The 10,027-nt window shown below is 70.9% G+C and carries 11 protein-coding genes; 5 read left to right on the top strand and 6 right to left on the bottom strand.

Annotated elements, in window-relative coordinates; all coding sequences use genetic code 11:
- Together rseP and VF665_RS15600 are read left to right on the top strand one after the other, a co-directional pair.
- A partial coding sequence (gene rseP / locus VF665_RS15605) for an RIP metalloprotease RseP (protein WP_331054364.1) occupies positions 1-985 on the top strand: 985 nt, incomplete at its 5' end.
- Between the two features lie 163 nt (positions 986-1,148).
- Positions 1,149-1,532, top strand: coding sequence for a TraR/DksA family transcriptional regulator (locus VF665_RS15600; protein WP_331054363.1), 384 nt, complete (start codon positions 1,149-1,151; stop codon positions 1,530-1,532).
- Between the two features lie 160 nt (positions 1,533-1,692).
- On the opposite strand, the gene VF665_RS15595 is transcribed toward VF665_RS15600, so the two are convergent.
- The 6 genes from VF665_RS15595 to VF665_RS15570 all read right to left on the bottom strand — a co-directional run bounded on the left by VF665_RS15595 (position 1,693) and on the right by VF665_RS15570 (position 6,241).
- On the bottom strand, positions 1,693-1,869 hold the full coding sequence (locus VF665_RS15595; protein WP_331054362.1) for a hypothetical protein: 177 nt from the start codon (positions 1,867-1,869) through the stop codon (positions 1,693-1,695).
- A gap of 17 nt (positions 1,870-1,886) precedes the next feature.
- Positions 1,887-2,708 carry an MBL fold metallo-hydrolase gene (locus VF665_RS15590; protein WP_331054361.1) on the bottom strand — a complete coding sequence of 274 codons (822 nt, stop codon included), beginning with the start codon at positions 2,706-2,708 and terminating at the stop codon, positions 1,887-1,889.
- A 129-nt stretch (positions 2,709-2,837) separates the two neighbouring features.
- On the bottom strand, positions 2,838-4,076 hold the full coding sequence (locus tag VF665_RS15585; RefSeq protein WP_331054360.1) for a putative sugar nucleotidyl transferase: 1,239 nt from the start codon (positions 4,074-4,076) through the stop codon (positions 2,838-2,840).
- A 263-nt stretch (positions 4,077-4,339) separates the two neighbouring features.
- Positions 4,340-5,416, bottom strand: a complete 1,077-nt coding sequence (locus VF665_RS15580) for a mannose-1-phosphate guanylyltransferase (RefSeq protein WP_331054359.1) — start codon at positions 5,414-5,416, stop codon at positions 4,340-4,342.
- Positions 5,413-5,835 carry a response regulator transcription factor gene (locus tag VF665_RS15575; protein WP_331054358.1) on the bottom strand — a complete coding sequence of 141 codons (423 nt, stop codon included), beginning with the start codon at positions 5,833-5,835 and terminating at the stop codon, positions 5,413-5,415. Before VF665_RS15575 ends, VF665_RS15580 begins: the two co-directional genes overlap by 4 nt.
- A 52-nt stretch (positions 5,836-5,887) precedes the next feature.
- A complete protein-coding gene (locus tag VF665_RS15570) occupies positions 5,888-6,241 on the bottom strand; it encodes a roadblock/LC7 domain-containing protein (RefSeq protein WP_331054357.1) in 354 nt (117 codons plus the stop codon).
- Positions 6,242-6,462: 221 nt separating this feature from the next.
- Between VF665_RS15570 and VF665_RS15565 the strand changes: the two genes are divergently transcribed.
- From VF665_RS15565 to VF665_RS15555, 3 genes are all read left to right on the top strand, one after another.
- The gene (locus VF665_RS15565; RefSeq protein WP_331054356.1) at positions 6,463-7,020 is read left to right on the top strand and encodes a hypothetical protein; all 558 of its coding nucleotides are present in this window, start codon (positions 6,463-6,465) and stop codon (positions 7,018-7,020) included.
- Positions 7,020-8,309 (top strand): serine--tRNA ligase, encoded by a 1,290-nt coding sequence (gene serS, locus VF665_RS15560; protein ID WP_331054355.1) that lies wholly within the window; start codon positions 7,020-7,022, stop codon positions 8,307-8,309. Before VF665_RS15565 ends, serS begins: the two co-directional genes overlap by 1 nt.
- Positions 8,310-8,415: 106 nt before the next feature.
- Positions 8,416-9,672: a HAMP domain-containing sensor histidine kinase gene (locus VF665_RS15555; protein ID WP_331054354.1), complete on the top strand. Its 1,257-nt coding sequence runs from the start codon at positions 8,416-8,418 to the stop codon at positions 9,670-9,672.
- Positions 9,673-10,027 lie beyond the last annotated feature (355 nt).

Below are 10,027 nucleotides of genomic sequence, written 5' to 3'. Positions count from 1 at the left end.
GGCCTTTGCGCAGGGCGAGCCGTACGTGCCCACCCGCCAGCTGGCGCCCATGACCACCCTGGGCGGGAGCGCGGCGCAGGTGGCCGCCATCCCCGTGGGCGCGTCCGTGACGTCCGTGGGCGGCCAGCCGGTGGAAAGCTGGCAGCGCATGCAGGAGATCCTGGAAGACGCGCCGGCCGGCCCCACGCAGATCGGACTGGAGGGCGCCGCGCCGGTGACGCTGAACCTGCCGCCCAAGGGCCCGTCGCGCGATTCCGTGCAGGCATCGCTGCGTTTTCTGAGCGACCCGGTGATCGGCGCCGTGCAGCCCGACATGCCCGCCGCCAGGGCCGGCATTCGCGCGGACGACCGCATCGTAAGCATCGACGGGCGGCCCATCCGCGCCTGGCACGAGGCGGTGGAGGTGTTCCGCGGCAGCCCGGGCAAGCCGCTGCGCGTGGAACTGCTGCGCGGCGGAAAGAAGCAGACGGTGACGCTCACGCCGGACGCGGAAAAGGAAAAGGTCAACGGGGCCGAGAAGGCGGTGGGCAAGATCGGCGCGCTGGAAAAGCCGGCCATCAGCTACCGGCGGCTGGGCTTCGGCGCGGCGGTCGCGACGGGATTTTCCGAGACCAAGCGGATGATCACCATCCTGCTGGAGACGCTGCGCGACCTGCTGACGGGCGCGCTTTCGCCCAAGAACCTGGGCGGACTGCTTTCCATCGGCGAGGCGTCGGGGCAGAGCGCGGCGCAGGGACCGGCCAGCTTTCTGACCTTTCTGGCTTTTCTGTCGGTGAACCTGGCGGTGCTCAACCTGCTCCCCATCCCCATTCTGGACGGCGGGCACCTGATGTTCCTGCTGGTGGAGGCGGTGCGAGGCCGCCCGCTCTCGGTGGAGGCGCGCATCCGGCTTTCGCACGTGGGGCTCATCATCGTGGTGGGGCTCATGCTGTGGGCCAACGGCAACGACGTGGTCCGCTACCTGGGGCGCCTCCTGAACCGCTGAGGCGCCCGGGGTTGAAGAAGAGCCCCCCGGGGTGCTAGATTTACCGGCTTTCCCGCCGCCGCCCAGGCAGTTGGATCGAACGTTCGATGCGCGCCGATGGACGGCGGGCATGCGCTCCTGCGCCCCCCGCCCGAACCACATCCAGACACAAGCGAGACCAGAGATGGATCGGACCCAACGCGACGCCATCGAGCGTCTTCTTCTTCGCGAGCGCGAAAAGATCCAGCGTTCGATCGGACGCTTTCAGCAGAATTCGGCGCAGAGCCGTGATGCGGCGGACGCGGACCTGAGCAGCTACTCGTTCCACATGGCCGACCAGGGAACCGACGCCATGGAGCGCGAAAAGTCGTTCCTGTTCGCCAGCAAGGAAGGCCGCTACCTGTACCGGCTGGAGGAGGCGCTGCGCCGCCTGTACACCGATCCCGAGGGCTTCGGCATCTGCCACGGCTGCAAGCAGGAGATCCCGTTCCAGCGGCTGGAGGCGCTGCCGCACGCGCGCTACTGCCTGGACTGCAAGCGGCGCGAAGAAGAAGACAAGGCGGCCTGACCGCCTCCGGGTACGTTTGTGGATGCAGAAAGGCGGCTCTCCGTTGCGGGGAGCCGCCTTTCGTTTGCCGCCAGCCGTGTGAACTGCGGTTCACGCGGAGGACGCGAGGATGGCCGAGAATCGCGGGGAAACTGTGGGTCGATCGGAAACAATGCCGCAATCAGGTTTCATCCACACGCCCCAACCCGTCCGCGACCGCGGGCTCGAACGCATCCATGATCGTACGCACGTCAGACATGTACTCCGCATCGGCGGCAGCCTGCTCGTATGCTGCAAACACCTTCGCGCGACGGAGTTCTCGCCGTTCGCTTGTGCCGTCCGCGGGCAGAGGAGTCATCTCGTCTCCGCACTCCGTTAGAAGAGGGTGATCTGGGACGGGAGGCGCTGGCGGCGCATGCGGGACACGTCGATGGGGGCCAGCGGGGCCTCCTGCCGCGCCACCTCCAGCATCCCGCTGTAGCGGCGCCGCTCCAGCGCCACGCCCACGACGTCCTTCGCCAGCCCGGGATCGTTCGCCTGCTCGCTCAGGTGCGCCAGCACCACGGCGCACAGGCCGTCGTGGTACAGTTCGCCCACCAGTTCCGCCGCGGCGCGGTTGGAGAGGTGGCCGTGGCTCCCGCCGATGCGCGCCTTGACCGACCACGGGTACGGGCTTTCGCGCAGCAGGATCTCGTCGTGGTTGCTTTCCAGCACCAGCACGTCGCACCCCTGCAGCGCGTGGCGAACGCCCGCCGTGGCGCGCCCCAGGTCCGTGGCAATCCCCAGCTTTTCCCCCGTCCCCGCCTCCGTCACCGTCACCGCGACGGGATCGACCGCGTCGTGAACGGTGAGGAACGGCGTGACCACCAGGCCGCCGATCTGCACCGGCTCGGCGCTGCTGTACGCGCGCACGTCCTCGCTGCCGTCCAGCAGCGACGCGCAGACGTTTCGCGTGAGGTCCGTGAGGTACAGGGGCAGATTCCACCGGCGCGCCGCCACGCCCATGCCGCGCGTGTGGTCGCCGTGGTCGTGCGTCACCAGCAGCGCCGTGAGCGAGGCCGGGTCGACCTGCACCTCGGCCAGGCGGCGCTCCAGGTCGCGGCCGCTGAACCCGGCATCCACCAGGAGCCGGGTTTCGCCCGATTCAATCAGCACCGCGTTGCCGCGGCTGCCGCTGCCCAGCAGGGTGACTTGCAAGAGAGGGGGAGCGCGGAAGTACGAAAGTACGAGAGTGGGCCGGCGCCGGTCCATACGGCGACGCCCTCCGGCGGCAATCTAACGCAATCGCGGGAGGGCGTCTAACCTGTTGGGCAGAATCGTGATCCGTCAGTCCTGCGACTGTTCGCGCGACTCTTCCCACGCCTTCCGGAGCTGCCCGGCCGCCTCGTCCGAGAGCTCCACGTTGCGCCGCGCCATGGCGCGCTTGGCGACGTCCAGGAACTTGTCTACCCGGTACGCCGTGAGGTCGTCCCCGGTTCCCCAGCTGAAGGGGGGAACGTACTTGGGGGGCATGGCCGCGCCGAACAGGTTGCTCCCCGCGCCCACCACCGTCCCCGTGTTCAGCAGCAGGCCGATCCCCGTCTTTACGTGGTCGCCCAGAAAGCAGCCGACCTTGATCTCCCCCGTGTCGCGCTCGCCGGAGGGGGTCCACAGCCGCACCGTGCCGTAGTTGTTCTTGAGGTCGCTGTTCGTCGTCTCTGCGCCCAGGTTCACCCACGCGCCCAGGTAGGCGTGCCCGATGTGCCCGTCGTGCGCCTTGTTCACCCAGTTCAGGCACACGCTTTCCGCGAACTCGCCCCGGATGCGGCACCCCTCGCCGATGCTCGCCTCTTCCAGCGCGCCGCCCAGAACGATGCTGCCGCGCCCCACGTACGCCGGCCCCGCCATGCGCGTGAACGCCTTGACCTGCACCCCGTCGTCCAGCCACACGGGCCCTTTGGTGAGGTCGAACACGACGCCCGGCTCGATCCGCACCCGCTCGCCGATGACCAGCGCGTGGTCGCCGAAGAGAAAGGCGCCCGCGGGAAGCTCCGCCGGAGGCGCGTCGGGAAAGAGGCCGGCCACGTCCGCCGTGGTCTGCGCGCCGCTTCCCGACATCAGCTCCCACACTTCGCGGATCATGTGGCCCGGGAGCTCCACCGCGCCGGTGCGGTCCAGCATGGTGGGGGGCGAGTCGAAGAAGGCCGCCTCAGGCGCGGGCGTGCCCGCGGGCGCGAACCAGCCGGCCACCTCGCCGTCCACCACCACCGCCCCCGACCCCCCCCGACGCGCCCGCCACATTTCGCCGCTCCCCCACGCGGGAACGGCGCGCGCGGACAGAAAGAGCCGGTCGCCTTCCGTCGGCGCGTCCGCGTACGGAACGACGGCGGGTGCGTCGCCTTCCTCAAACCCGGCGAGGTGCGCGGGGCCCAGGTGCGCCACGCATCGGGCCCCGAACAGGCGCTCGGCCCGCGCGCGCCCGGTGAACGCGCCGAAGCGCAGTTCGCCGCCGGGGCGGGTGAGGGCGAACGGGTGCCACTGGCGGCTCACGGCGTCGTCGAACAGGATCAGCGAAAGGTCGGGCATGGGATGGCGGTCAGCGATGAACAGGGGTGAGCACGAAACACGAGAACGGGCGGCCGCGCGGAGTGCACCCCGCGTGCCGCCCTGAGAAAAAGTGCCCAGTGCTCAGTGACAGGTGCCCAGTGAGAGGTGCCCAGCGCCCAGCGACAAGTGCCCAGTGCCCAACTGCATCGGCAGCAACTGGGGACTGGGCACCGGCTACTTTCGTACTCTCGTACTCTCGTACTTTCGTACTTTCGTACTTTCGTACTTTCGTACTCCTCCCCTCACCCCAGATCCCGCAGGTGCTCGGGAAGCTGCGCCAGCATGTGCTTGAGGTCCGGCGAGCGGTCCCGGTGCGCCACGAAGGTCACACCGTGCGTCCGCACCACCACCAGGTTCTCCACGCCGAATGCCACGACCGGGCCTTCGTCGGCGTACACGATCGTGGCGTCGCACTCCACTGCGTGCGCGTCGCCCATCAGCACGTTGCCGCGCGCGTCCGCCGGCCGCGTGCGGGTGACGGCGTCCCACGCGCCCACGTCGTCCCAGGCGAAGGTCGCGCGCACCACGCCCACCCGGTCGGAGCGCTCCAGCAGCGCCTCGTCAATGGAGATCGTGGGCGCCACGCGAAAGAACTCCTCCGCTTCGCCCCGGCGCAGCATGGGCACCAACTCGCGGAACTCCGGCGCGTGCGCCTGAAGCTGGTCCAGCAGGTCCGCGCAGCGCCACACGAACAGCCCCGTGTTCCACAGAAAGCGGCCGGACTCCAGGTACCGCTCCGCCGTGGCGCGGTCCGGCTTTTCCACGAACTCGGCCACGGCGTTCCCCGGCTCCGGATGGTCGTCCCCCGGCAGCGCCTCCAGCGGGGCGCCCAGGCGGATGTAGCCGTACCCGGTCTCCGCGCGGCTGGGCGGCGCGCCGATGGTGAACAGGCGGCGGTGCCCGGCCGCCAGCGCCGCGGCTCGGGCGATCAGCGCGCGGAACGCTTCGGGCGGATGGATGACGTGGTCCGCATGCAGCGACACCATCACCGCGTCGGGATCCATCCGCTCCAGCTCCGCCGCGGCCCACGCCAGCACCGGCGCCGTTCCCGCCGCGCGCGGCTCCAGCAGCAGGTGCTGCGGGCCCAGCTCGGGAAGCACGGAAAGCAGCGCGTCCGACAGATGCCCGCCCGTAAGGATGCGCAGCCGGTCCGCGGGGATCAGCGGAACGATGCGGTCCACCGTGTCGCGGATCAGCGGCTGCTCCGAGGCCAGGGGAAGGAGCTGCTTGGGGCGCCGGGGCGTGCTCACCGGCCAGAAGCGCGAACCCACGCCGCCGGCCAGGATCACCGACCACAGGTGCGAATCGCCCGCCGTCATCCTTCGCCGTCCCCGCCGGAGGGCGGGCCACCGAACAGCTCGTCCACCCGCGCCAGCAGCTTCTTGGGGCTGAACGGCTTGGTGAAGAAGTCCGTGGCCCCCAGCTCCAAGGCCTGCCGCCGGTCGGCGTCCTGGCCCTTGGCGGTGAGGATGATGATGGGCGTTTCGCGGCGGTGGGGAAGCTGGCGCGCCTCGGCCAGCACCTCCAGCCCGGTGGCGTACGGCATCATGATGTCGAGCAGCACCACGTCGATGGGCTCGGTGCCGTTCAGCTCCGCCAGGGCCGCGCGCCCGTCACTCACCAGGGTGACCTCGTAGGGCCCCTGCTCCAGCTTCATCTGAATGATGCGGCCGATGTGCGGCTCGTCGTCGGCCACCAGGACGCGGCGCGGGGCGTCGGCGGCGAGGTCTGCGTTCATCACACCCACGGGAGACGGGGGAACCGCGCGGGCGCGGCCGGGGTTGTACGCGTCACACCAGCGCCGACAGCTCGTCGCGCCGGGCCGACAGGTCGCGCAGCAGGGGGGCGAAACCCACGCCCGCCTCCAGCAGCACCGTCAGCAGCACGTCCGGCGACAGCACGCTCACCAGCGCCACGCCGCCGTGCAGGCGCACGACGACGGTTTCGGCCTCGCCGAAGCCCGCCGCGCCGCCCAGCGCCGCGGCGGCGGTGGCCAGGCCGGGGATCATGGCCGAGACGGTTTCGGCGTCCAGCTCGGGGCCGCCGTGGTGCGCAATCAGCAGCCCGTCGCGCCCGAGCACCAGGACGTGCCGCACGCCGGGGTGCCCGGCAAGCGAGCCGAGAGCGGTATCGAGGGAGGGCATCCGTGCCTTTTCCGCTGTTGTAAAAACCGGGTCTGGACGACGGGCAACGTACCCGCCGCCGGCGAGGAAAGTCAACCCTGAACCGGCCCGGCGCACCTTGACGGGTGCTCCCGGCGCCGCGTATGCTTTCGCAGCGACCGCCCCCGTGGCGGCGCCTTTTTTTCACGCACACGCCGCGCGCGCCCGTACGGGGGCGTGCGGCCCTGTGGAGGGAACCCGCGGTGCGCTTTACCCCCTTCGTCCTGCTGATCTTTCCCCTCGCCGCGGCCGGCATGACGGCCTGCGAGGATACTTCCATCTTCAACGAGGTGATCCTGCTGACCGACACGGTCACCATCGGGGTCCCCACCGGCCCGTCGGGCCTGCCGTCGGCCATCAACATTTCGCGCCCCAACGGCGTGGAGCCGGTGGTCACCCGGCCGGAAACGCCGGGCGACGCCAACCTGTGGGACTTCGCCCTGCGCCAGGGCGCCGGGGGCGAACTGGTGCTGCGCCCGCGCGTTTCCACCGAGGGCGGCATCGGGCCCGGCATTCTGCCCACCACGCAGGCGTTCGAAAACATCAGCCGCGCCTCGCGCGCGCGGTCGGAGTACCTCACCACGCCGGTGACGCTCACCGTGGGGAGCGCGTACCTGCTGCGCTCGCAGTACAGCAACGGCGTGTCGTCGTGCGGCGGATACGCCAAGGCCAAGGTGCTGGAGCTGAACCCGGCGCAGGCCACGGCCAAGTTCGCCCTGGTGCTGAACGAGCGCTGCGACGACGAGCGCCTGGAAGACTGATGATCGACGTTCGCCTGCTGCGGCAGGACCCCGACGCCCTGCGCGGCCGCCTGGCCGCGCGGGGCAAGCGCGACGAAACCGACCGCGCCGTCGACACGGTGCTGGCGCGCGACGCCGAGCGCCGCGCCCTCATTGGCGAGGGCGACGAGCTCAAGGCCCGCCGCAACGCCGTGAGCCAGGAGGTGGGCCTTCGCAAGCGCAAGGGCGAGCCCGCCGACGACCTGATCGCCGAAACCCGCGCGGTGGGCGACCGCATCCGCGAAATCGACGCCCGCCTGCGCGACCTGGAAGCGGAGATCGAGCACGTCCTGCTGCGCGTGCCCAACGTGACGGACCCCTCCGTTCCCGCCGGGGGCGAGGAGGCCAACACGGTGGTGCGCACCTGGGGCGAGCGGCGCGAGTTCGCCTTTGCCCCGCGCCCGCACTGGGACATCGGCGCCGAGCTGGGGCTGCTGGACCTGGCGGGCGGCGCGCGCGTGGCGGGAAGCGGCTTTCCCGCCTACCGGGGGACGGGGGCGCGGCTGCAGCGCGCGCTCATCAACTTCTTTCTGGACCTGCACACCGGCGAGCACGGCTACACCGAGGTGGAGCCGCCCTTTCTCGTCACGCGCGACGCCATGCAGGGCACCGGGCAGTACCCCAAGTTCGTGGAGGACGGGGACGCCTACGAGATCGCGGAAGACGGGCTGTTCCTGGTTCCCACCAGCGAGGTGCCGCTGGTGAACCTGCTGCGCGAGCAGATGCTGGAGCCGGGCACGCTGCCGGTGAAGTTCACCGCGTACTCGCCCTGCTTTCGCCGCGAGGCGGGGTCGGCGGGCAAGGACACCCGCGGGCTGCTGCGGCTGCACCAGTTCGACAAGGTGGAGCTGGTGCGCTTCGAGGAGCCGGAGCGCTCGGCGCAGGCGCTGGAAGAGATCACCGCCCAGGCCGAAAAGGTGCTGCAGCTGCTGGAGCTTCCGTACCGCGTGCTGCTGCTGGCGGCGGGCGACACGGGGTTCGGCAGCGTGAAGACGTACGACCTGGAGGTGTGGGCGCCGGGGGTGGACCGGTGGCTGGAAGTGAGCAGCGCCAGCAACATGGGCGATTTTCAGGCGCGCCGCGCCGGCATCCGCTACCGCCCGGAGGCGGGGGCCAAGCCGGAGTTCGTGCACACGCTGAACGCGTCCGGCGTGGCGCTCCCGCGCACGGTGATCGCGCTGCTGGAAAACGGCCAGCAGGAAGACGGCTCCGTGATCATTCCCCAGGCGCTGCGCCCGTACCTGGGAACGGACCGGCTGGTCCGCTCCTGAGCGCGCCGGACGCCGGGGACCGCCCGGCGCCGGCGCACCCGCCCGCCCCGCGAACCCGCATGCGAGCCCCCGCCCGTCTGCCCGGCGGCCCCTTCCGCCCGCGCGGATGAACCGCCGGCACTGGCCCACGGCGCTGGCCGTCCTGGCGGCGGCCATCCTGGCCTGGTACCTGGTGTACAGCCAGGCGCTCGTGCGCGAACTGCGCAAGGACGCCGAGGTGCACTCGCGCATCGTCGTGCGGGTGTACAGCGGCCTGAGCGACCCGGAAGCGGAGCCGCTGGCCACGCTGCTGGGGCTTTCGGGCGAGATCCAGCGCCTGCGCATCCCCATCGTGTACGCCGACCAGGACGGGGTTCCCGCCTTCTGGGTCAACCTCCCGTTCGAGGCGGCGCAGGGCGACACGGCCGACATGATCCGGGTGATGGACTATTCCGAGCGGCTGGCGGCGCAGAACCCGCCGCTCACGGAACCCGGGCTGGGGACCATCTATTTCGGCGATCCGCCCTCGGTGGAGCGTCTGCGCTGGGTGCCCCTGCTGCAGGTGGGCGCCCTGGTTGCGCTGCTGGCCACCCTGGCCTCCGTCATCCGCCACAACCAGCGCACGGAGCGCGAGCGCATCTGGGCGGCCATGGCGCGCGAGTCGGCGCATCAGATGGCCACGCCGCTCTCGTCGCTGGCGGGATGGGTGGAGATCCTGCGGCTGCCGGACGAGGACCGCGAGGGGATGGCCACGCTCCCCGCGGTGGCCGGAGAGATGGAGGCGGACCTGGACCGGCTGGAGAAGGTGGCCCGCCGCTTTGAGTGGATCGGCCGGCCGGTGCAGACGGAGGCGGTGGACGTGCGCACCCTGCTGCGCCTGCTGGAGCGCTACGTGCGCGTGCGGCTGCCGCAGCTGGGGCGCGGGGTGAACCTGGAGGTGGACGTTCCCGAAGGGATGCCGCCGGTGCAGGGGAACGCCATTCTGCTGGAATGGGCGCTGGAGAACCTGGTGAAGAACGCCCTGGACGCGCTGGCCGGCGCGGGGGGGCGCATCTGCATTGAAGCGGAGGCGCTGCGGGAGCGGCGGGTGGAAATCCGCGTAACGGACGACGGACCCGGCGTGTCGCCCGCGGTGCGCACCACGCTGTTCGAGCCGGGGGTGAGCACCAAGAAGGGCGGGTGGGGCGTGGGGCTTTCGCTCGCGCGCCGCATCGTGGAGGACGTGCATCAGGGAAAGCTGCGGCTGGAGCCTTCTGAAAAGGGCGCGCGCTTCGTGATGCAGCTTCCGGCCGACCCGGTGCCGGAGCCGGTGGAGACCCGGCGCGGGCGGGGCGGAAAGAGCCCCGGCCGAGGCGTGGGGCTGCGAGGGCGGGTGATCGAATGAATTCGCCGCAACCACAGTGGAAAGTCCCGGCGGGAGGCCCGAATGGATTCGCCGCAACAACTACGGAAAGTCCCCCCACACGGACGGGGGGACTTCACCTGCACGGGGCGGCGGAGCGCCCTCGCAGTTCTCCCCTCTCCGCGCGGCTGTTTGCGCGGGGAGGGGCCGGGGGAGGGGCCTCCGCGGAACGCGATGCGGTTTGCGCCCGACGCTCGCCTGAGCGGATGAATCCGCCGCTCGAACCGCGGTAAGCCACGATCGGGGCTTCAACTGCGCAGGGACACTCACCGTGAGCAGGGTTACCGCGCCCGTGGCCAGGTTGGAACGGGCGGCAAGTGGATCCTTCGTCGGCGCC

It is taken from the genome of Longimicrobium sp. (assembly GCF_036387355.1).
Taxonomy (GTDB): domain Bacteria; phylum Gemmatimonadota; class Gemmatimonadetes; order Longimicrobiales; family Longimicrobiaceae; genus Longimicrobium.
This window is presented reverse-complemented; position numbering and strand designations above follow the sequence as displayed.

Coding starts and splice junctions, on each gene's coding strand:
- serS (WP_331054355.1), top strand. CDS start 7,020: ATGATCGACGTTCGCCTGCTGCGGCAGGACCCCGACGCCCTGCGCGGC.
- VF665_RS15570 (WP_331054357.1), bottom strand. CDS start 6,241: ATGCCCTCCCTCGATACCGCTCTCGGCTCGCTTGCCGGGCACCCCGGC.
- VF665_RS15555 (WP_331054354.1), top strand. CDS start 8,416: ATGAACCGCCGGCACTGGCCCACGGCGCTGGCCGTCCTGGCGGCGGCC.
- VF665_RS15580 (WP_331054359.1), bottom strand. CDS start 5,416: ATGACGGCGGGCGATTCGCACCTGTGGTCGGTGATCCTGGCCGGCGGC.
- VF665_RS15575 (WP_331054358.1), bottom strand. CDS start 5,835: ATGAACGCAGACCTCGCCGCCGACGCCCCGCGCCGCGTCCTGGTGGCC.
- VF665_RS15585 (WP_331054360.1), bottom strand. CDS start 4,076: ATGCCCGACCTTTCGCTGATCCTGTTCGACGACGCCGTGAGCCGCCAG.
- VF665_RS15600 (WP_331054363.1), top strand. CDS start 1,149: ATGGATCGGACCCAACGCGACGCCATCGAGCGTCTTCTTCTTCGCGAG.
- VF665_RS15595 (WP_331054362.1), bottom strand. CDS start 1,869: ATGACTCCTCTGCCCGCGGACGGCACAAGCGAACGGCGAGAACTCCGT.